The sequence below is a fragment of the Pseudarthrobacter woesei genome (assembly GCF_055412745.1).
Map to the genome: position 1 here is coordinate 72,499 of NZ_JBVAYU010000006.1, position 21,582 is coordinate 94,080.

15 protein-coding genes are annotated in these 21,582 nt (G+C 66.5%); 11 read left to right on the forward strand and 4 right to left on the reverse strand.

Going from position 1 to position 21,582, the window contains the following annotated elements; translation table 11 throughout:
- Positions 1 to 3 precede the first annotated feature (3 nt).
- Entirely contained in the window at positions 4 to 1,392 is a 1,389-nt protein-coding gene (locus ACZYZE_RS10475) for a sigma 54-interacting transcriptional regulator (RefSeq protein ID WP_463907555.1), read from the reverse strand.
- Between the two features lie 92 nt (positions 1,393 to 1,484).
- Here ACZYZE_RS10475 and ACZYZE_RS10480 point away from each other — a divergent pair, with 92 nt between their 5' ends.
- On the forward strand, positions 1,485 to 2,135 hold the full coding sequence (locus tag ACZYZE_RS10480; protein ID WP_463907556.1) for a histidine phosphatase family protein: 651 nt from the start codon (positions 1,485 to 1,487) through the stop codon (positions 2,133 to 2,135).
- Position 2,136: 1 nt separating this feature from the next.
- Positions 2,137 to 2,850, forward strand: coding sequence for an SCO1664 family protein (locus ACZYZE_RS10485; protein ID WP_463907557.1), 714 nt, complete (start codon positions 2,137 to 2,139; stop codon positions 2,848 to 2,850).
- Positions 2,851 to 3,127: 277 nt separating this feature from the next.
- Here ACZYZE_RS10485 and ACZYZE_RS10490 read toward each other — a convergent pair whose 3' ends face one another.
- On the reverse strand, positions 3,128 to 5,497 hold the full coding sequence (locus tag ACZYZE_RS10490) for an AAA family ATPase (protein WP_463907558.1): 2,370 nt from the start codon (positions 5,495 to 5,497) through the stop codon (positions 3,128 to 3,130).
- A gap of 229 nt (positions 5,498 to 5,726) precedes the next feature.
- Between ACZYZE_RS10490 and ACZYZE_RS10495 the strand changes: the two genes are divergently transcribed.
- Complete coding sequence (locus ACZYZE_RS10495) at positions 5,727 to 6,938, forward strand: AlbA family DNA-binding domain-containing protein (RefSeq protein WP_463907559.1); 1,212 nt, start codon at positions 5,727 to 5,729, stop codon at positions 6,936 to 6,938.
- A gap of 27 nt (positions 6,939 to 6,965) precedes the next feature.
- Here the strand turns inward: ACZYZE_RS10495 and ACZYZE_RS10500 are convergent, their stop codons facing one another.
- Positions 6,966 to 8,993 (reverse strand): ABC transporter ATP-binding protein, encoded by a 2,028-nt coding sequence (locus ACZYZE_RS10500; RefSeq protein ID WP_463907560.1) that lies wholly within the window; start codon positions 8,991 to 8,993, stop codon positions 6,966 to 6,968.
- Positions 8,990 to 10,729: an ABC transporter ATP-binding protein gene (locus ACZYZE_RS10505; RefSeq protein ID WP_463907561.1), complete on the reverse strand. Its 1,740-nt coding sequence runs from the start codon at positions 10,727 to 10,729 to the stop codon at positions 8,990 to 8,992. Before ACZYZE_RS10505 ends, ACZYZE_RS10500 begins: the two co-directional genes overlap by 4 nt.
- A 529-nt stretch (positions 10,730 to 11,258) precedes the next feature.
- Here ACZYZE_RS10505 and ACZYZE_RS10510 point away from each other — a divergent pair.
- The 8 genes from ACZYZE_RS10510 (at position 11,259) to ACZYZE_RS10545 (ending at position 21,480) form a co-directional block, all read left to right on the forward strand.
- On the forward strand, positions 11,259 to 11,924 hold the full coding sequence (locus tag ACZYZE_RS10510; RefSeq protein WP_459318996.1) for a response regulator transcription factor: 666 nt from the start codon (positions 11,259 to 11,261) through the stop codon (positions 11,922 to 11,924).
- A 12-nt stretch (positions 11,925 to 11,936) separates the two neighbouring features.
- A complete protein-coding gene (locus ACZYZE_RS10515) occupies positions 11,937 to 13,475 on the forward strand; it encodes a sensor histidine kinase (RefSeq protein ID WP_463907562.1) in 1,539 nt (512 codons plus the stop codon).
- A gap of 175 nt (positions 13,476 to 13,650) precedes the next feature.
- Positions 13,651 to 14,823, forward strand: coding sequence for a glycosyltransferase family protein (locus ACZYZE_RS10520; protein WP_463907563.1), 1,173 nt, complete (start codon positions 13,651 to 13,653; stop codon positions 14,821 to 14,823).
- On the forward strand, positions 14,810 to 16,030 hold the full coding sequence (locus ACZYZE_RS10525; RefSeq protein ID WP_463907564.1) for a glycosyltransferase: 1,221 nt from the start codon (positions 14,810 to 14,812) through the stop codon (positions 16,028 to 16,030). The genes ACZYZE_RS10520 and ACZYZE_RS10525 overlap by 14 nt, the downstream gene beginning before the upstream one ends.
- A 32-nt stretch (positions 16,031 to 16,062) precedes the next feature.
- Positions 16,063 to 17,202: a glycosyltransferase family 4 protein gene (locus ACZYZE_RS10530; RefSeq protein ID WP_463907565.1), complete on the forward strand. Its 1,140-nt coding sequence runs from the start codon at positions 16,063 to 16,065 to the stop codon at positions 17,200 to 17,202.
- Entirely contained in the window at positions 17,199 to 19,112 is a 1,914-nt protein-coding gene (locus tag ACZYZE_RS10535) for an ABC transporter ATP-binding protein (protein WP_463907566.1), read from the forward strand. The genes ACZYZE_RS10530 and ACZYZE_RS10535 overlap by 4 nt, the downstream gene beginning before the upstream one ends.
- Entirely contained in the window at positions 19,109 to 20,383 is a 1,275-nt protein-coding gene (locus tag ACZYZE_RS10540; protein WP_463907567.1) for a phosphotransferase family protein, read from the forward strand. Before ACZYZE_RS10535 ends, ACZYZE_RS10540 begins: the two co-directional genes overlap by 4 nt.
- Positions 20,380 to 21,480: a phosphotransferase gene (locus ACZYZE_RS10545; RefSeq protein WP_463907568.1), complete on the forward strand. Its 1,101-nt coding sequence runs from the start codon at positions 20,380 to 20,382 to the stop codon at positions 21,478 to 21,480. The genes ACZYZE_RS10540 and ACZYZE_RS10545 overlap by 4 nt, the downstream gene beginning before the upstream one ends.
- Positions 21,481 to 21,582: the final 102 nt, after the last annotated feature.

A 21,582-nucleotide genomic window follows, 5' to 3' on the forward strand; every position in this document is an offset into this window, starting at 1 on the left:
TCCTTAGCCGTAGACCGTCGCCTCGTCGTCGGACTCCTTGGCGATCCGCCGGGCGAGGTAGAGCCCTTCCAGTGCCAGTTCGACGGCGGCGGCGCGCTGCCCGTCGTTCGTCGCGCCCAGTCGCTCACTGATGTCGTCGTAGAGGCGTGATCCGTTAAGCGACGGGAGGTTTTCGAGGAATTCCCGCGCCGTCACCAGCTCCCCGGTGGTCACCGTGGTGTGGCCGTCGAGCGCGGCCACGAGTTCACCCATGTCGATGCCGTGGAAGTGCGCCCGCACGGCTTCCGCGGTGGCCACGCGCAGGAGGTGGTCCAGGATGTCCTGTTCCCGGCCCTCCTCCCCGGATTCGAACTCGATCTTCCCGGCGAGGACTTCCACGGCGGCGTCCAGGTCGATGATCCGGGCGACGGCCTCGTCCTCGCCGCGCACGCTGGCCCGGCGCAGGGCGGCTGCGGCCACGGTTTCGGCGCCGGCGATGGCGAACCGGGCGGACACCCCGGAGGTCTGGTTGACCGCCGGGGACTGCCGCAGCGCCCGGGTGTAGCGGGCCAGGATCTCGAGGATGACGGGCGGGACGCCGGCCACCAGGTGACCCTCCTGCCGGATGACGGCCACTTCGTCGTCGAGCTCTATCGGGTAGTGGGTGCGGATCTCGGCGCCGAAGCGGTCCCGCAGCGGCGTGATGATCCGGCCGCGGTTCGTGTAGTCCTCCGGGTTGGCGGACGCGACTACCAGGACGTCCAGCGGGAGCCGCAGCACGTAGCCGCGGATCTGGATGTCGCGTTCCTCCATCACGTTGAGCATGGAGACCTGGATCCGCTCGGCGAGGTCGGGGAGCTCGTTGATGGCGATAATGCCCCGGTTGGAGCGCGGCACCAGGCCGTAGTGGATGGTTTCCGGGTCGCCCAGGCGGCGGCCCTCGGCCACCCGCATGGGGTCGACGTCGCCGATCAGGTCCGCGACGGAGGTGTCCGGCGTCGCGAGCTTCTCGACGTACCGTTCCGAGCGGTGGCGCCACGCCACCCGCAGCCGGTCCCCCTCGGTGAGGGCACGGGCGCGGGAGTGCTCGGTGATGGGCTCGTAGGGGTGTTCGTTCAGTTCCGAGTCCTCGATCACCGGCGACCACTCGTCCAGCAGCCCGGCCAGGGTGCGCAGGAGCCGGGTCTTGCCCTGCCCGCGTTCGCCGAGCAGGACGACGTCGTGCCCGGCGAGCAGGGCCCGCTCGAGCTGGGGCAGGACGGTGCGGCTGAAGCCGAACATCCCGGGCCAGGGGTCGCGGCCGGCGGCGAGCGCGGCGAGCAGGTTGTCTCGGATTTCGCGGCGCAGGTCCTTGTGAACGTGGCCGGAGGCACGCAGTTCACCAACAGTGAAGATATCGGGGCGATCACTCACCCCTCCACCGTAGACCTCTGCTGTGCGGGGAATCGAGGGATTCTTTGAGATTCCTGCTCACTGGGCCCTGGTGCGTCATACGCTGGATCCTGATGACTGCAGCAACGCCGACGGAATCGCCGGCACCCGCAACCTCACCTGAGCGGCAGGGCACGCTCCTGCTTCTGGTGCGCCACGGGGAGACTCCGACGACGGGCACGGTGCTGCCGGGGCGCGCCCCGGGACTGCATCTTTCCGATCGGGGCCGCGCCCAGGCCGAGCGGATCTCGGAACGGCTGGAGGGTTTGTCCATCGATGCCATCTACGCCTCGCCGCTGGAGCGCGCCGTTGAGACGGCGGAGCCGACTTCGGTCCGCACTGGGCTGGAAGTGAACCACGACGACGGGCTGCTTGAGTGTGATTTCGGCGTCTGGACCGGCGCCGCGATCTCGGACCTGGCGGCCCTGCCGGAATGGCAGACCGTGCAGCACAGCCCGTCCGAGTTCCGCTTCCCGGGCGGCGAGAGCTTTCCGGTGATGCAGGCGCGGATCGTCGGAGCGATGGAAGCACAGTGTGCTGCCCACGCCGCCGATCCCATTAAGGCTGCCGTCGCCCACGCCCGGGGCACGCCACTGGACTTCTTCCAGCGCATCGTCATCAGCCCGGGCTCGGTGTCGGCCATCTCGTTTGTGGAGGGCCAGGACCCCGCGGTGCTGATCGTGAATTCGACCTCGGAACCGCTCAGCGGAATGAGGGGATCGTGAAATGGGGCAGCCGGTGTCCGGCCGGGAGCTGACACTGCTCACCGAGGGCAGCATCGAGCTGCTCGGACGCATCCCGCGCAGCAGCAACCAGACGTTCCTCGTCCAGGTCACCTGCGGCGAGGACGAGGGGTACGCGGTCTACAAGCCGGAGGCCGGGGAACGGCCGCTGTCCGATTTCGAGCCCGGGCTGTACAAGCGAGAACGCGCGGCCTACCTGCTCAGCGAGTCTCTGGGCTGGGGGCTCGTGCCGGCGACGGTGATCCGCGAGGAGGCTCCCCTGGGCGTCGGGTCCCTGCAGTGGTTCGTCGAGTGCGACTTCCAGGAGCATTACTTCACCCTGTTCGAGGATGCCCCCGAGACCCACCGCGAGCTGGCCAGGATCGCCCTGTTCGACTACGTCGCCAACAACACGGACCGTAAGAGCGGCCATGTGCTCCGCGGCGACGACGGCCGGATCTGGGGCATCGACCACGGGCTGTGCTTCTCGGCAGCGTTCAAACTGCGCACCGTGATCTGGGACTTCGCCGGGGACCCCATCCCCGAGTCGCTGCTGGCGGACATCGCCCCGCTCGCAGAGGCCGCACCGCGCGAGGTGGCCGAACTCCTTGATGAGGACGAGATCGCCGCCCTGCAGCACCGCGTCCAGCGCTTGCTGATCGCCCGGGTCCTGCCGGTTGACCGCACCGGCATGCGTTACCCATGGCCGCTCGTGTAAGCGCCTGCCGCCCCCTAGTGCTAAGGCTAGGCGCGCTCCGGCACTAGGCGAGAGCGGTGCTGGTCGTTGCTCAGGAGAAGCGGAATTGCCGTAAGGCAGTGCGACGTGAAGGTGGACACAGAGCGCCACACGACGATGCTGGGCGCGCCATAGGCCTGGTGTCGGTTTGAGCCGAGCAATGGAACGAACCGCCTCCCTACATCTACGCCCCAAGCACTTGACAGGGAAGAAGCAAGACTGGGCGTGTACAGCGCGTCTATGGAATTGGATTCTGTTACTACGCGGGCTCCTGAATGTGTGCTTTCTTCACATTCAGGAGATCGTCCGGGGACCGGCCTATCACTGAGCAGAGGCCATTAAAGTGGCCCGGGTCCAATTGATGCATAAATGTGAAGACGGCCGAAATCGCCGGTGCTATTTCATCCGGATTGATCGTCATTGTTGTGTCGGGCGTCTCGCTGTGCGAGTAGGCGTGTGCGTAGCGCGTGAGCTGCTGACGGAGAGCATCGGCGTCTCCAGCGTAGTCGGACGCTTTCAATAGGTCCGCGGTGTCACGCATCATCTTAGTGAAGTCTCCTACTCCTTCCGGGCGTTTGAAGCCCAAGAAGGTTTCCAGCATGCGCCGGATGACATTCGGAAAAAGCAACTGCGCATCCAGCCGATGTTCAAGACTATCGTCGTCTTCGATTCGGTCCTTGGCCGCGACCACGGCCAGGAATGCGTGATGATAAGTCGAACGAACCTTCTTTCTCATGGCTTCGGAAGGAGGCCACGATGTGAGGTTCGGGCGCCGACTCGTTCGACCCCGAGTGGCTATATGCTTCGAGACGATTTCATAGAGTTCGGCGGGGTGTAGCTTCTTCATTCCAGCGCCCTTGTGGAGCGCCTCAATCTGTACATCCCACTGCCTGAAAAGCTCAAAGTTATGTGTCATCAGAAACAGCTGGCCGACGTGTTCTTTCGAGACACACTCGGTCCAGATGTAGGTCGACACCCCCATGAATACGTTGCTATCGAGGCTAGATACTGGATCATCAATGATGACAATCGGCTTCCCGCCTGCCGTGTCATGCCTGGCAACAACTTCCATAAAGTGGATCAAGGTGATGGCAGTCCGCTCGCCTTCACTGAGTCCTACGGCCGGCATGCCGTTCCGAACAACGCTGTACCGTCCCTCATGTTCCTCAAACATGAGATCGGCTCGTCCAAGCAGCCTTGCGACCTCGTTGTTGAGCACATCGATGGACGGCATAGGGTCGCCTTCGACGTTCTCAAGGGCGGCGACTCGATTGCGCGAATCACGCACCGCCGTTCTGGCCATCTCAAGTGTCTTAGTCGCCTGGACAACCGTCTCTTTGCTGTTGCGGACCTCAAGCTCTTGTGAACTTAGGTGATGGTACTCAATTCGACTTGCGGCTTGCTCGACCATCTCGTCGTGCTTGGTAACACGTTCATCATGTTTCTTTATCAGGGCTTCCAAGGCGCCGCCCGAAATTGAAGCGCGCTGTTCGACAGCCGTATCATCGACTCCCGTGAGGACATTGTTTAGCTTGTGGCTAAGACGTTCTACAAGGCCTTGCGTCCATTTGGACAGGCCATCGAGATCCTGCTCGTAAGCACGGGTTACAGCGGTGAAGCCATCTCGGAGGTCCTTGTAGAAGGCGGACTTTGAGGGAATTTTGACTCGCGCCTGGCCGGCTGCGCTGTCTATTCCTCGAAGTTCACCGATGAGGTCCCGGAGATTAGATTCTGCCGCAGCGACGGCTCCGGAGAAGTGCGCATCGATAGCCGCTTTCCGCTCCCGAGTCAGCTCAGAACCGCAAAAGATACATTGATCCAGACCATGATGATGTGCGCGGCCTTCGCGGACCCACTGGGCGGCCGTCGGATGCGCGGCAAGGGAATCTAGGACAATCGTTGTAGGAGTGAGTTCGAGAAGGCTTGAGGCCTCGCGAGCGAGCCCATCCCTTACCTGGACCGAGTAGAGCGCGGGTGGAATGGGGTCAGCACGATCGGCTAGTACCAGCTGCTTGTCTGCCTGAAGTTGGGTGGCCACCAAAGCGGCCCCGCGAAGCTTGAGGGCCTCGTATTTTTTCTCAACGACAGCCTTGGAGTACTTGCTCCGCGACTGATAAGGGCCGCCCAACGTTGTCAAGTCGTCTACGACAGCTTTGGATACACGCTCGTAAATCTTCTGAAGGTCTGCGGTAGCTGTAGCAAGACCTTTCTCGAGGGCAGTTTGCTGATTAACTAGCACTGGAAGCTCGGCTCGCAAGACCTCTAGCTCCGCTTCCGCTTCCACCGACCGTTCGCCGACGGTAAGGACCGCCGCCACACTCGGGTTGCTCTCGGAGAATCTGTGCGCCTTCTTGACGTAATCTTCGTTGAACACGTAGATACGATCGTAAACGGCGTCCGGTTTACCCTCGGTTGAGCGCGTAGCACCGTTTTCGTCCACGGCTAGTGATATCAAGTGCTGCCGTGAAATCTCATGCTTCGCCCGTTCGAAAGCGGAAGATAGAGAGGTTTTACCGCTCCCATTACTTCCAAAGAGCACATTGATTCTTGCAAACTCTGGTGTCGAAGAAGACCATCGGAAGTCACTAAAGATTCCGGATGAATTTATGGACTCAAATTTCTTTATCATTTGCACGCTCCCCCATTGGCCGGCAGTACGCCTGGCCGCTCCTCGACTAACAGAAGCACAATACCGGTGACTGCCGGAAGTTCTCGCCGGGACACGGTGAGAAACGTCTCCAGGGTTGCTGGAAATCCCGATCTCGAACACGCCCTTGTTGGAGCTGCAATAGGATGGCACTATGTGCACTTCCATCCACAGAACCTTGGGCACAGCGCCGGGCGCTTTGACATGGCAGATGGTGGAGCAGCTCGTAGAACAGCAGGTCGATGAGGCAGCAGACCTCGATTTCAAGAAGGAACTGCCCATTGGAAGGGACTCCTGGCGGGAAGAAGTAGCTAAGGATTTCGCTGCCATGGCCAATTCCGGAGGAGGCGTCGTTCTCTATGGGGTTGCTGAGGAACGCGGACGGGGTACCGCCAAAAGCATCGAACATTTCGAAGTCAAAGAACACGACGTTCGTGCGCTGACTCTGGTGGCCTACAATCAAGTGCATCCCCCGCTAATGGACGTGCGACCCGTTAAAATCTTGGATCCTGATCGACCCGGGCTTGGCGTACTTGCAATGGTTGTGGCACCGAGCACCGATGTCCCGCACATTTATTGGAAGCAAGACTCTTTCCTTGCGCCGGTCCGGCACGGTTCGGACACGCGGTGGATGGACGAGCGACAAATCGAGCAGGCATACTCTGAACGCTTCGATGGTCGTAGAAGACGGAGGGCTGACCTTTCAAATTTCTATGACGAAGCCCTGGCTCATGTTGCGCAAAGTCGGCGGGCTTGCGTTGTCGCAGTCGCTATCCCGCCCGCCGGTGGAGGAAGTCCTGACGGCTTCCCGACGGAGAGCGCGGGTGCAATGGATACCTACTATGCTGCTCTTCGCCGGGTAGACGACTTCGTGCGCTCCGACCACGCGATTTTCCGCGACTTCTCTCTGTCACCAATGATCGGACTGCGGAGATGGCGCTGGCTGGACAGAGCTGCAGACGGCGCAAGCAATCATCTGCTGGAATTTCATAAGGACGGGTCGATCGCGCTAGTGTTCGACGTCGATGGCCAGTTTCTTGATGCCACGTCCGAGGCCGGCCGGGCCGCTACTGAAGAATGGAAGCCCAGAACGACTAGCATGGCCGTCGAATTCTCCATGGGCGTGCTTGCCAGCTTCTTATCTGCAGTAGCAGAACAAACGGGCCACGACCGCGGTTACGAAGTCCGCGCCGGAATGACTTGGGAAGCGGATACTGCGGACCGTCTTCCGCTGGAGATGTACATGTCTTACGACCGATGGCACCACGTTTCGCACCCCGAACGCATCCGTCGGTTCACACCCATCGACGCTTACCTCCGAACCGGAACATTGGGAGAGCTCAAAGCGGATATTCACCTGCTCTGCACCGATGTACTCAACCAGACCGGCGTGAACGGAATACTGTACCTGCGCGATGTCTAAACCGGCCGCCTAACAACGTCGCGGGTCCTAAACCTCCGCCACCGGAGCCGCGAACTGCGCCGCATAAAGCGCAGCGTACGCCCCGCCGGCCGCCAACAAGGACGTATGCGTCCCCTGCTCCACGATCTGGCCGGCTTCCATCACCAGGATGAGGTCGGCGTCGCGGATGGTGGAGAGCCGGTGGGCAATCACAAACGACGTCCGGTCCGACCGCAGCGCGCTCATCGCCTTCTGCACCAGCACCTCGGTCCGGGTATCCACCGAAGAAGTCGCCTCGTCCAGGATCAGCACCGACGGACGGGCCAGGAACGCCCGGGCGATCGTCAGCAACTGCTTCTCCCCCGCGGAGACATTAGAACCCTCGTCCTCGAGCACGGTGTCGTAGCCCTCCGGCAGGGACCGGACGAACCGGTCCACGTACGTCGCCCGCGCGGCCTCGAGGATCTCGTCCTCCGAAGCGCCGGGCCGGCCGTAGGCGATGTTGTCCCGGATGGTTCCGCCGAACAGCCAGGTGTCCTGCAGCACCATGCCCATCCGCGAGCGCAGCCCGTCGCGGGTCATCGCGGTGACGTCCACGCCGTCGAGCGTGATCCGCCCGGCGTCGAGCTCGTAGAAGCGCATCATCAGGTTCACCAGCGTGGTCTTGCCCGCCCCGGTGGGGCCGACGATCGCCACGGTCTGCCCCGGCTCGGCCACCAGGCTCAGGTCCGTGATCAGCGGCTTGTCCGGCGAGTAGGCAAAGGACACGTTCTCAAACACCAGCCGGCCCCTGCCGCCGTTCGGCGCCACCGCAGGCACGGGGTCCGCCGACTGCTCGTCCTCATCCAGCAGCTCGAACACCCGCTCGGCCGACGCCACGCCGGACTGCAGCATGTTCGCCATCGAACCCAGCTGGGCCAGCGGCTGGGTGAACTGCCGCGAGTACTGGATGAACGCCTGCACATCGCCCAGCTGCATCGCCCCGGCCGCCACCTGCAGCCCGCCCACCACGGCGATCCCCACATAGACCAGGTTCCCGATGAACGTCATGGCCGGCATGATCAGCCCGGACACGAACTGCGCGCCGAAGCTGGCCTCATACAGCTCCGCGTTCTTCTGCCGGAACCGCTCCTCCACCTCCCGCTGCCGGCCGAACACCTTCACCAGCGCGTGCCCCGTGTACGTCTCCTCGATCTGCCCGTTCAGCTCCCCGGTGTGCTTCCACTGGGCCACGAACAGCTTCTGCGAGCGCTTGGCGATCAGCGCCGTCGTCACGAGCGTCAGCGGCACGGTGACCAGCGCGATCAGCGCGAGGGTGGGCGAGAGGATGAACATCATCACCAGCACGCCCAGCACCGTCAGCAGCGACGTGACCGCCTGGCTGATGGACTGCTGCAGGCTCTGCGAGATGTTGTCCACGTCGTTCGTGACCCGGCTCAGCAGCTCGCCGCGCTGGATCGAGTCGAAGTAGCGCAGCGGCAGCCGGTTGATCTTCGCCTCGATCCGCTCGCGCAGCCGGAACACCGTCCGCTGCACCACGCCGTTGAGGATATAGGCCTGCATCCACATGAATCCCGAGGCCAGCACGTACAGCGCCAGCGCCCACAGCAGCACGTTGGCCAGCGCCGCGAAGTCGATCCCCGCCCCCGGCGTCAGCGTCATGGCACTGAGCATGTCCGCCTGCTGGTCCTGCCCCTCCGCGCGCAGCTGCGCGATCAGCTGCTCCTGGCTCATCCCCGCCGGCAGGTCTTTGGACACGACGCCGGCGAAGATCAGGTTGGTGCCCTCGCCCAGCAGCCGCGGCCCGATCACCGAGAACGTCACACTCACCACCGCGAGCATCAGGACCAGCACCAGCCACAGCCGCTCCGGCCGCAGCTGGCCCAGCAGCCGCTTCGCGGACGGGCCGAAGTTCATGGCCTTCTCCGCGGGGATGTTCATTCCTGCGAACGGGCCACCGCGGCCCGGGCCGCCGGCCGGACGGGGAATCCGCAGCGGGGCCTCCTTGGCGGCGCCGGCACCGGCACCGCCGCCCGAAGCTCCCGCCGGCGGCGTCTGAGACTCGACCTTGCTCATGCCGCCTCCTCCGCCGCGAGCTGGGAGTTCACTATCTCCCGGTACGTCTCGGAGGTCTCCAGCAGCTGATCGTGCGTGCCGTGCGCGACGACCCGGCCGCCGTCGACCACCAGGATCCGGTCCGCATCCACAATGCTGGACACGCGCTGGGCGATGATCACCAGGGTGGCCCCGGCGGTGTGCTGCTTGAGCGCCTGCCGCAGCCGGGCGTCCGTGGCGGTGTCCAGCGAGGAAAATGAATCATCGAAGATATAGAGCTCGGGCCGTTTCACCAGCGCCCGCGCAATCGCGATCCGCTGCCGCTGCCCGCCGGAGACGTTGGTGCCGCCCTGCGAGACGGGCGCGTCCAGCCCGCCCTCCATCTCCCGGACGAAGTCCTCCGCCTGCGCAATGGACAGCGCCCGCCAGCATTCCTCCTCCGTGGCGTCGGGTTTGCCGTAGAGCAGGTTGCTGCGCACCGTACCGGAGAACAGGTACGGCCGCTGCGGGACCAGGCCGATATGCCCCCAGAGCAGGTCCGGATGCAATTCACGGACGTCCACGCCGTCGATCAGCACCGACCCGGACGTGGCGTCGAAGAGCCGAGGCATCAGGTTCACCAGGGTGGTCTTGCCGGAGCCGGTGGCGCCGATGATCGCCGTCGTCTCCCCAGCGCGGGCGGTGAAGCTGATCCCGGCGAGGACCGGGGCCTCGGCACCCGGGTAGGCGAACCCGACGTCGCGCATCTGAAGCTCGCCGCGACCGGTGCGGCCGGAAAAACCGACCGGGTACTCCGGCGGCCGGACGCTGGATTCGGTGCCCAGCACCTCGCCGATCCGGTCCGCGGAGACCGCCGCCCGCGGGATCATGATCGCCATGAACGTGGCCATCATGACGGACATCAGGATCTGCATGAGGTAGCTCAGGAACGCGATCAGGGTGCCCACCTGCATGGAGCCGTCCTGGATCCGGAACGAGCCGAACCAGATCACGGCCACGCTGGAGACGTTGAGCACCAGCATCACGATGGGGAAGGCGAGCGCCATCAGCCGCCCGGCGCGCAGGGCCGTGTCCGTGACGTCCGCGTTGGCCTTCCCGAAGCGGGCGGTCTCGATGTCCTCGCGGACGAAGGCTCGGACCACGCGGATGCCGGTGAGCTGTTCGCGGAGCACCCGGTTGACGGTGTCGATCCGGGTCTGCATGAGCCGGAACAGCGGGACCATCCGGATGATGATCAGCCCGACGGCGATCAGCAGCACGGGCACGCTGACGGCGATGAGCCAGGAAAGCTGCACGTCCTGCCGGATGGCCATGATCACCCCGCCGATGCTGAGCATGGGGGCAGCGACCATCATCGTGGCGGACATCAGCACCAGCTGCTGGACCTGCTGGACATCGTTGGTGGAGCGGGTGATGAGGCTCGGGGCGCCGAAACGGGTGACTTCCTGCTCAGAGAATGCCGCAACCCGGCTGAAGACCGCCCCGCGCAGGTCCCGGCCCACGGCCATCGCCGCCTTCGCCCCGAAGTACACCGCGGCGATGGCACAGGCAATCTGCAGCAGGGTGACCAACAGCATCACGCCGCCCGTACCCAGGATGTAGTCCGTGTCCCCCTTCGCGACGCCTTCATCGATGATGTCCGCGTTCAGGGTGGGCAGGTACAGCGAGGCGATGGACTGCGCCAGCTGCAGGACGACGACGGCGAGCAGCAGCCGCCGGTGCGGCCGCAGGTATTCGACGAGCAGTTTCCAGAGCATACGTACTCCACTTCACGGTCTGTTCCCGCTTGGTGATTCGGAGGTCAGTTTACGTCCGGATGCTGGAGGTTGTTCCGGCGGCCGGACCCCGGCCGGACCGGGCGGCCGGCCGGCGTCGAAAGTTCCCAGAAAGTTAATCCCGGAAACCTTGCAATTAAGGGTGGCGCCGCCGTCAAAGCAGGGGCAGGATGGGAGTTGACCGGGTCCATCGCCACGTGCCTACGACGCCGGAACGCAGCCCCCGCAAGAAAGCACGGTAGGGCCGCCATTGCAGGAGCACTATATGTCCAGTCGAACAAGAAACGGAGTTGGCCCCGCGGGAGAGGAGACCGCCAGGCCTGCACCGCAAATCAGACCGCCCTGAAGCCCGGCGGGATCTGACCGCACCACCGCAGGCCCCCACGGCGGGGCCGCACACCGCCCGCATCCCGGGCGGATCGAGGTTGCTGGGGCCTCGGGTTTCCTCCCGGCAACCATGCAGGAGACGCCGCAGAACCGGCCCCAAGCAGGACATCCCCTGAGGGCTCCCGTGATCCGCATTCTCATTGCCGAAGACGAAGAACGCATCTCCCGGTTCATCGAAAAGGGCCTGCGCGCGGCTGGCTATGCCCCCACCGTCGTTGCGGACGGAGTCACCGCCGTGGACTACGCGTCCAGCGGCGAGTTCGATCTGCTGCTGCTCGACGTCGGGCTCCCCCGGCTGGACGGCTTCACCGTCCTGTCAGTGTTGCGCCAGGGCCACGTGAACATTCCGGTCATCTTCCTCACGGCCCGCGGGTCGGCCGCGGACACGGTGGCCGCGCTGGAGGGCGGCGCGGACGATTACATGGTCAAGCCGTTCCGCTTCGAGGAACTCGTGGCCCGCATCCGGCTCCGGCTGCGCCCCGGAGAAAACGGCGATCCGCCCCAGGGCAGCATCGTCCGGTACGGCAGCCTGGAACTGAACCTGCACACCCGCACCCTCAGGGTGGGCGAGAAAACCGTGGATCTCTCGGCCCGCGAGTTCTCCCTGGCGGAAATGTTCCTGCACCATCCGGGCCAGGTCCTGAGCCGGCAGCAACTCCTCAGCCACGTGTGGGGCTACGACTTCGACGGCACCTCCAACGTCGTGGACGTGTATGTCCGTCAGTTGCGCCAGAAGATCGGCGCGGACCACATCGTGACAGCTCGCGGCGCCGGATACCGCCTGAGCTAGGAAGGTGACACCGTGACTTCCACCGTTAGTCCCATCCGCGAAGTCGGCCAGGTCCAGTCGTCGGCCCCCGCTGCCTCCAGCGGCGAGGCGGACCGGTCCGGCTGGAGCGCCAGGGTCCATTCGGTGCGCTTCCGTGTGGTGGCCGCCATGCTGGTCATGATGTTGGCCGGGCTCGTCACGGCCGGACTGATCACCTTCGCGGTCCAGTTCCAGGAATCCGACGCCCGAGTGGACCAGGCCCTCCTGGACAAGGCCAATGCAGTGGTCAAGCTCGTGCCGATCACCAGCAGGATGGACGAGGAAGCCTTCGACAAGGGACTCCACAAGGCCGCCGAGGACATCGAACCCCGCAGCAACGAAGTGATGGCAGGCATCATCGACGGCAGGATCGATTGGACCGTGGATGGAAGCCCCGAGCAGAACCTCCTCGACAAAGCCATGTACCCCGGGGCCATCGGGCTGCGGAGTAGTTCCGGCGCCGTCTTCGGCGACCTGACGGCCAACGGGCGCCCCTTCAGGACGGTCGTTATGCCGGTGAAGGGACCCTCCGAAAGGGTCGCGACGTACCTGCTGGTCGGCCGGGACACCAGTGACCTGCGGGATCACCTCGTGTCCTCGATCAACACCTATGCACTCGTGGCAGCAGGAACGCTGCTCGCCGCCGCGGTGCTCGGAAGCGTGGTGGCCGGCCGTCTGCTGTACCCTCTTCGACGCCTGCGCGAAGCCACGCAGGTGGTCAGCCATGAAGACCTCACCCAGCGCGTGGAAGTGCGCGACGGCACAGACGACGTGACGCTGCTGGCCAAAACGTTCAACACCATGCTGGAAAGACTCGATGAGGGCGCCCAGCAACAGCAACGCTTCCTGGATGACGCCGGCCATGAACTGCGCACGCCCCTGACCATTCTCCGCGGACACCTGGAGCTCGTATCCGTCGATGACCCCGAGGATGTTTCGGCCACCAGGGACATGCTCCTCGAGGAAGTGGACCGGATGCAGCGCCTCGTCGATGACCTGCTGCTGCTGGCCAACGCCGGCCACCCGGATTTCCTCCGCAAGGAACCCATCCGGATGCCCGATTTCCTCCGCCAGGTGATGGAAAAGGTCCATGTCCTCGCGGACCGGTACTGGGTCATCGATGAAACCGCCGATTTCACCGTGGACGCCGATCCACAGCGGCTCACCCAGGCCCTGGCCCAGTTGGCCGCCAACGCCGTCAAGTACACCGAGCCCTCCGCCACGATCGCGCTGGGTTGCAGGATCGAAAGTTCGACGGCGATGGACGGCTCCCGGTTGCCGGATTCGGACACCCTGCTGCTGTGGGTCCGGGACACCGGCCCCGGTATCGCGGCGGAGGACCAGCAACGGATCTTCGAGCGCTTCGGCCGGGCCCACCCCGGCCGCGGGCAGGAGGGCTCGGGACTCGGCCTGGCGATCGTTTCGGCCATCGCCGAAGCGCACGGGGGCGCGGCCAGCGTCGAGTCCGACTATGGCCAGGGGGCGTCTTTCATCATCCGGCTCCCGCTTCAGCATGCCGGCGCCCGGCTCTGACCCGAAGGCCGACGTCGCATCCCCCTTTATGAGAATTCCTTCATGAGAATTCCTTCATGCCCGCCTCATAAATTCCTCACTCTTCCGGCGCACTCTGGGTCCAAAGACCAAAGCGCGGAGCCGGGGGAGGATTGCTGTGGAGCCTATGAGAATAGTGCTTTACTCACATGATTCAGTGGGTCTGGGGCACGTGCGCCGAAACCTGGCCCTTGCCCACGCACTCAGCAATCAGCTCCCCGGGCTCACCGGGCGCCAGGTCACTGGCATCCTCATTACCGGCACCTCGCACGCCCCCGCCTTTGCGGCCCCGGAGGGCTGGGACTGGGTGCTCCTACCCGGCATCGGGAAAAGCCCCGAAGGCTACCAGCCCCGCAATCTTTCCCTGCCCATGGCCGAGCTGGTGGCCCTGCGCGCCAGACTGCTGCAAGGCGTGCTGTCCGGGTTCCGCCCCGATCTGATGATCGTGGACCGCCATGCCACCGGGGTACACCGTGAGCTGGAAGCCGCCCTCCGGCATGCCCGCTCCGCCGGCCCGGTGCGGGTGGTGCTGGGGCTCCGTGAAGTCCTGGACTCGCCCGATACTGCCTTCACCGAATGGGCCCGCTGCGGCGGACCCCGGGTGGTCCAGGACCTGTTCGACGCGATCTGGGTCTACGGCGACCCCGCCGTGCATGACCCGGTAGCGTCCGGTGAGATCCCGTTCTCCCTACGGAAGCTCATCAGCTACACCGGCTATCTCGCGGCCGGCCGGCCCGCCGTTTCCGGGACGAACTGCATGCCGGGCCCGTATTTTATGACCACGGTGGGCGGCGGCTCGGACGGGTATGCCCTGGCACGCGTTGCTGTTGCCGCCCCCGTGCCCGCCGGGCTGGAGCACCTCGTTGTGGCCGGCCCGCAGATGCCGTCCGAGCAGCTCAGCGATCTCCTGCAGCATGCCGGGCCCGGCGTCACGGTGGTCTCCGCCGTCGATGACATTGTTTTCCACATCCGCCACGCGTCCGCCGTCATCGCGATGGGCGGCTACAACACGGTCTGTGAAATCATGAGCACCAACGTCCCTGCCCTGATCGTGCCCCGGAACCAGTCCCGCGCCGAGCAGCGCATCCGGGCCAGGGGCCTGGCCAGGGCCGGCTACCTGGACCAGCACGACATCGCCACGCTGACCCCGGAGTTCCTCTCCGGCTGGCTGGCCGCACGGCTCGGCACCACGGTGGACAGGCGCCGGGCGGTCCTGGACGGGCTGATCCGCGTTCCCCAACTGGCCGCCGAACTGCTGCGGCCTGTCTTCCAGGCGGCCGGCGTCGAGGCCGCCGCCGCGAAGGACGGTGCCGCCCGTGTTGCCGTCTGAACCGGGGATTGCCTACGTCCTCAAGATGTATCCGCGCTTCTCGGAAACGTTCATCGTTTCCGAGATCCTGGCCCGCGAAGCAGCCGGCGACCGGATCGAAATCTTCTCCCTCCGCCCGCCCAACGACCCCCGGTTCCACCCCGAACTCGCCCGGGTCCAGGCGCCGGTGACCTACATCGAGCGGGCGCCCAAAACAATTGAGGTCTGGGAATGCTTCCGGGCCGCCGAGGCCGCCGGGCTCACGGCCGCCCTGGCCCTCAACTTCGCGGCCCTGGCCGGCGCCGAACCGGACGACGCGGTCCAGGCCATCAACCTCGCCGCCGCCCTGCAGCACCGGAACATCCGGCACATGCACGTCCACTTCGCCTCCGCCGCGACCAGCGTCGCCCGGCTGGCCTCGGCCATCACCGGCATTCCGTACTCCTTCACCGCCCATGCCGTCGACATCTTTGCCGGCTCGGTCCGCAGCGATGACCTCCGGCTCAAACTCGAACAGGCGCACCACGCCATCACCATCAGCCAGTACAACCTGCGCTACCTGCGGCGCAGCTTCCCCACGTCCACCTCCCGCCTCCATCTGGTCCGAAACGGCCTGGAACTGGAACGTTTCCCCTACCGCGACCCGCGGCCGCTCGGCGCCACGGTGCGGATCGCCGCCGTCGGCCGGCTGGTGGAAAAAAAGGGGTTCCAGTACTTGCTGCCGGCCGCCGCCGAACTGCTGGCGCAGGGACTCAAGCTTGAACTGCGCATCGCCGGCGCCGGGGTCCTGGCCGAAGAGCTGGCGGCCGGCATCGAACGGCTCGGGCTGGAGGAGCATGTCCGGCTGATCGGACCGCAGACCCAGGACCAGATCCATGAGCTGCTCAATTCCGCCGACATCTTCATCGCCCCGTGCGTGGTGGGCGCCGACGGAAACGCCGACGGCATGCCCACCGTGCTGCTCGAGGCCATGGCCACCGGGGTCCCCTGCATCAGCACGGCCGTGACCGGGATTCCGGAAGTGGTCCGCACCGGATCCACCGGGCTCCTGGCAAGGCCGGGAAGTCCGCACGCGCTCACCCGGGCCGTCCAGCGGATCAGCGCCCCCGGCACCAACAGGGTGGCCCTGGCCCGCAATGCCCGCGCCCTGATCGAGGAAGACTACGACGCCCGCCGCCAGGCGGAAATCCTGCGCTCCCTCTCCCGCTCGGAACTGCAGGTGGCGTGATGCGCGTGGCCTATCTTTGCGCAGATCCCGGGGTGCCTATTTTCGGGACCAAGGGCTCCTCGGTGCATGTTCAGGAAATCGTCCGGGCCTGGCGCGGGACCGGCGCCGCGGTCACCGTCTACTGCGTCCGCAAGGGAACGGACCGCCCCGCCGACCTGGCCGATCTCGACGTCGTCGAATTCCGGCCCGCCGACGCCTCCGGCCCGGCCCGCGAACAGGCCGTGCAGGAGGCGGCCCTGGCCCTCGTGGACGAAGTCCTTCACCGCGGCTGCAACCTGGTCTACGAGCGCTACTCGCTTTTCAGCCCCGCCCTCTCGGTGGTCGCACCGGTCCTCGATGTTCCCTCCGTGCTTGAGGTCAACGCCCCGCTGATCGAGGAACAACAGCGGTACCGCGAACTGCTGGACGTGAAGAAGGCCGAGACCGTGCTGCGCCGCAACGCCGGAACCGCCGATGTGGTGGCCTGCGTTTCCGAGCCCGTGGTCCGCTGGGTGCGGGACCGGGTTCCGACCGCCAAGGCCCTGCTGGCACCGAACGGCGTCAACGTCGACCGCATCACGCCGCGCCACCCGGGCCGAAGGCATCCCGGCTACCTCACCGTAGCCTTCGTGGGAACGCTCAAGCCCTGGCACGGAGTCCCTGGCCTGATCCACGCCGTGGCGCTGGCCAACGAGCAGGCCGCCGCGCCGGACCGCCGCTGGCAGGTGCGGGTCATCGGGGACGGGCCAGGCCGGGAGGACCTCGAACGCTTTGCCGCCACGCTGGGCGTCGACACGGACTTCACCGGCGCGGTGCCGCCCGCTGCCGTTCCGGCCCTCCTGAACGAGTGCGACGCGGCGGCGGCCCCTTATCCCCCGGAACAGCCCGGCCGCGACGACTATTTCTCGCCGTTGAAGGTGTATGAGTACATGGCGGCCGCGATGCCCATCATCGCGAGCGCCGTGGGCCAGATTCCCTCCATCCTGGCGGATGGCCGCAGCGGGATCCTGGTGCCGCCGGGCAAACCGGCGTACCTTGCCGACGCCCTCACCCGCCTTGCCGATGACCCGGACCTGCGGGAACGGCTCGGGCGGCAGGCCCGGGCGACGGCGGTGGAGCGCTTCAGCTGGACTGCCGTGCTGTCCCGCATCACTGCGGCCATGCCGCCCGCCCGGAGGGTGTCCGTGCAATGAGCTCTTCGTCCAGGACCACCGGCTCCCGGCACGCGTCCCCCAAGCCCGGGCGGCCGTGGCGGCGGAAGCGCCGCCCCGTCAAGCCGGAGTCTGGGCTCCGCCGCACCCTGCGCTGTGTCCGCCCGCATCTTCGCGAGCATCGGTTCCTGATGGCCGGCGGGTTCCTCGCACTCGCGGCGGATGTGCTGCTCCGCCTGCTGGAGCCGTGGCCCGTGAAGCTGGTCATCGACGCGGTGTCGCGCTCGCTGGGAGCCGCGATTGCGAAGCCGGGCCGCCCCACCATGGATGCCAGCGTCGAGACGATGCTGCTCTGCGGCGGGGCGATCGTGGTCATCAGCGCCGTCCGCGCCATCGCCAACTACTGGTCCGCGGTGTCCTTCGCCCTGGTGGGATCCCGGGTCGCCGCGGACCTGCGGGCCCGCACCTTCCGCCATGTGCAGGGCCTGTCGATGCGACACCACACCCGGGCGTCCTCCGGGGACACGGTGCAGCGCCTGGTCAGCGACGTCGGCCGGCTGCAGGAAGTCGCCGTCACCGCCGGCCTGCCGCTGCTGGGCAACATGGTCACCCTCGTGGCCATGACCATCGTCATGCTGTGGCTGGACCCGCTCCTTGCGCTGGTGGTGTTTGTGGCGGCCGGGATCTTCGCCCTCCTTTCGCGCCGGAGTTCCGGGCCGATTACCGCGGCGGCCGGCAGATCCCGCAAGGGTGAAGGGGCCCTGGCCACCACCGCGGGACAGACCCTCAGCGCCATGCGGGAAGTCCAGGCCTACGGGCTCGAAGACACCATCAGCTCCAGTTTCGGCAACAGCAACAAAGCCGCCCTGGGCACAGGCGTCGTCGCGCTGCGGCTGGCCGCAAGCCTGGAGCGCCGCACCGACGTGCTGATCGGCGTCGCCACCGCCGTCGTGCTGGCCGGGGGCGGCTGGCGGGTGATGCAGAACGCCATCACCCCCGGGGACCTCGTCGTCTTCCTGATGTATTTGAAGACCGGAATGAAACCGCTGAAGGACCTTGCCAAGCAGACCGGCAGGATCGCCCGGGCCACGGCGTCCGGGGAACGCGTGGCGGACCTGCTCGAGGCACAGACCGACCTGCCCGAGGCCCCCGGTGCACGCCCCCTGGCCACCCGGAACCCGGACATCGACTTCGAGGACGTCGTCGCCGGCCACGGCGAAGGAACCGCCGTGCTGCACGGGATCAACCTGCGCATTCCTTCCGGCGAGCACCTGGCCATCCTGGGGCCCTCCGGGGCAGGGAAATCCACGCTGGCCAGCCTCGTGCTGCGCATGATCGACCCGAGCTCAGGCACCGTCCGGGTGGGCGGCGAGGACCTGCGGGAGCTCCAGATCGCATCCGTGCGCTCCCACGTCTCCATCCTGCTCCAGGACTCCGTGCTGTTCGGCACCACCGTCCGGGAAAACATCAGGTTCGGCCGCCTCGACGCCACCGACGGGGAGATCGAAACCGCGGCGGCACTGGCCCAGGCCGACGACTTCATCCGTGCCCTCCCCAACGGCTACGACACCGTACTGGGAGAGGCCGCCAAGGACCTCTCCGGCGGCCAGCGGCAGCGGCTCGCCATTGCCCGCGCCATCCTCCGGCAGGCGCCGATCGTTATCCTCGACGAGGCGACAGCCGGGCTGGACCCCGCGTCCCGCGATTCGATCCTGGACGCCCTGGAGGTGCTGACCCGCGGCAGGACGTCGATCACGATTACCCATGACGCCTTCGCCGCCCGCGCGTGTGACCGGATCATCTGGCTTGAGGATGGCCGCATCATCGAAGAGGGGCGTCCGCTGGAGCTGCTGCAGGACCCGGATAGCCACTTCTGCCGGTGGATGGGCGGACCGCCCGGCCCGCCCGCCCATGAGGACCTGACGGTTCGGGAACTGGAGGTGCCGACGTGACCACGCTGCAGACCCGGCCGAATGACGCCGATCTGGCGCTCGCGGCCCGCGACGACGCCCTTCCCTGCCTGGCCACCGTGCTCGACGACGACCGGCTGTCCGAACTGGCCGGCGAACAGCTCCGCATCACCCGGGTGCGGTACAAGCCGCGCACCTCCGCGCTGGTGGCGTTCGTCCGCACCCGCAACGGCCACGAGGACTTCGGCTGGGCCCTCACCCGAACCCCGGACGGCAACGTCAAGCTCTACGGCCGTGCCCACGAATCGGCCACCCATGGCGGCGGCATGCGGCTCTTCCGCCCGGACCTAGGCAATCCGGAGGCGATCGTCGCCGTCGGCGGTTTCGAGGATGACTGGGCCCTGCGCAAGAACCTGCGCTGGCTCGGCAGGAGCGGCCTGGAACAGCTGGGCGCCGTGCCGTCACGCGGGCCGGGGGTCCTCGGCAACACCGCCCGGGTGCTGCGCTACAAACCGGAGCGTCGGCTGGTCCTGATGGAGCCAACTCCGCGGGGGCCGATCGTGATCAAGGTCGCCACGCAGCCCGTCCACGAAGAGCTGGAGTTGCTCTTCCACCAACGGCTGCAGTTGCATGGGGTTCCGGTGCTCCCCCGGCTTGGCGGCTCAGCGTTCTCGCGGCACGGGATCAGCGCCAGCCCGGCGTGGGGCGACGGGGACCTGCTCGCGAGCGGCGATCATGACGCTGCGCAGCGGGCTGGCGAGGCTCTGGCCAGGCTCCACGGCATCCCGGTCCAGGCCGACTCCGGCCCGGCCCCCCGGTTCGAGGGCCCCCTGAACCAGTTGAAGTCCACCCACACCATGGTCAAGGCCCTCCTACCCGCCCTCGACGCGCCGGCAGCCAGGGTGGCCGCAAGGATCCGCCGGCAGCTAGAGGACAGGCCTGGACACCGGACCGGGGCCTTGGTCCACGGGGATTTTTCCGCCGACCAGGTGCTGGTTTCCGGTGACGAAGTCCGCCTGATCGACTTCGACCGCGCACACTACGGGATCCGCGAGGAGGATCTGGGCTCCTTCGCCGCCGTCGAGGAAATGAGTGAATGGCGCAGGCCCGCGGGCATCACGCGCGGCCGGCACACGGAAGGCCTGATGGAGGGCTACATTCACGCCGGGGGGCGGTTCTCGCCGGCCGCGCTGGACACCTGGGCGGCGTTCCGGATGTTCTGCAGCTGCATGGACCCCTTCCGGGACCGGACCCCGGAGTGGGCCGCCGATATGGCCCGGCATATCGACCGCGCCGCGGAGCTGATCACGTGAACTGGCATCCGGACATCCCGTCAGCGATTACGGACGCGGCCGGAGCAACCTGGCAGGTCCGGCGGTCGTGGCCGGACAAGGCCGCCGGCGAGTACATCCTGGAAGTCCACGCGGCCGCGGGGAATGACGTGCAGGGCGTCCGCGCCGGCCACTTGCGGCACGGCGTGTTTGAGGAAGTACCGCTGGCTGATCCCAGGCTTCCCTCGCTGGCCGAGGAGGCGTCCAAAGGCAACGTGATTGTGCACCGCGCCCACCAGCGCGCGGTAGTCCAGGCCGGCGGACAGTACATTAAGGTGCTCCGGAAGCGCCGGGCAACCCACGTCGCGGAACGCCACACGGGCGCCACCGCCCTGGCCGGAGGATTCTTCGACACCCCGCAACTGCTCCGGGCCAGCCCCGATGTGGTCGCCTTCAGCAGCCTTGCCGGCCGCTCGTTCTACGAACTCGGACAGGACCGCATCACCCTCAGCGACGCCGATTTTGCCGTCATCTGGCATGGCTGGGCGCGGGCCTGGGCCGCGGCCGTGCAGGCATCCCGAAGCGCGGCCTTCCGCGGTGTGCTGGACAGCCTGCCCCTGCACCCACCTGAGGTTCAGGCGGTCGAACTCCGCCGCTGGGCCGGCCTCTGGCTGGCCCACAGTGAGGGCATCGCCGACGCCGGCGCGGCGCGGTCCGGGCTGCAGGCGCAGCTCGCGGAGGCACTCGGCAGACTGCTCTCCTCCCGCCCCGACCCGCAGGGATGGGCCCACGGGGACCTGCATGACAAACAACTGCTGGGTACCGCCGGCACGGGCACACCGGGGCTGCTGGACTTCGACGAAAGCTGCCAGGCGGAGGCCGCCATGGACCTCGCGAACCTCGATGTCCATCTGGAACTGCGCCGCCGCCAGCATCTCCTCACCGCGCCGCGCTACAGGATGGCCCACGGCCAGATTCTGGCCACCGCGAAGGCGCTGCAGGTCAGCCCGGAGCGGTTCGCTGCCCATGTGGCCGGCACGCGGCTCCGCCTCGCCTGCATGTACACCTTCCGCCCACCCTGGGGAACCGGTGCCGTCCGGTCCCTGGGTTCCGGGGCCCCCGCCCTGCAGAACACCTGAGCCGAGCACCTGAGCCGAGCAGCTGGGCAGGGCACGGCGGCGGTAGAAGCGAGGGACAGTCTATGGCCGCCGGCTGGGTGCCGCGTGGGAGTTTGACCACAT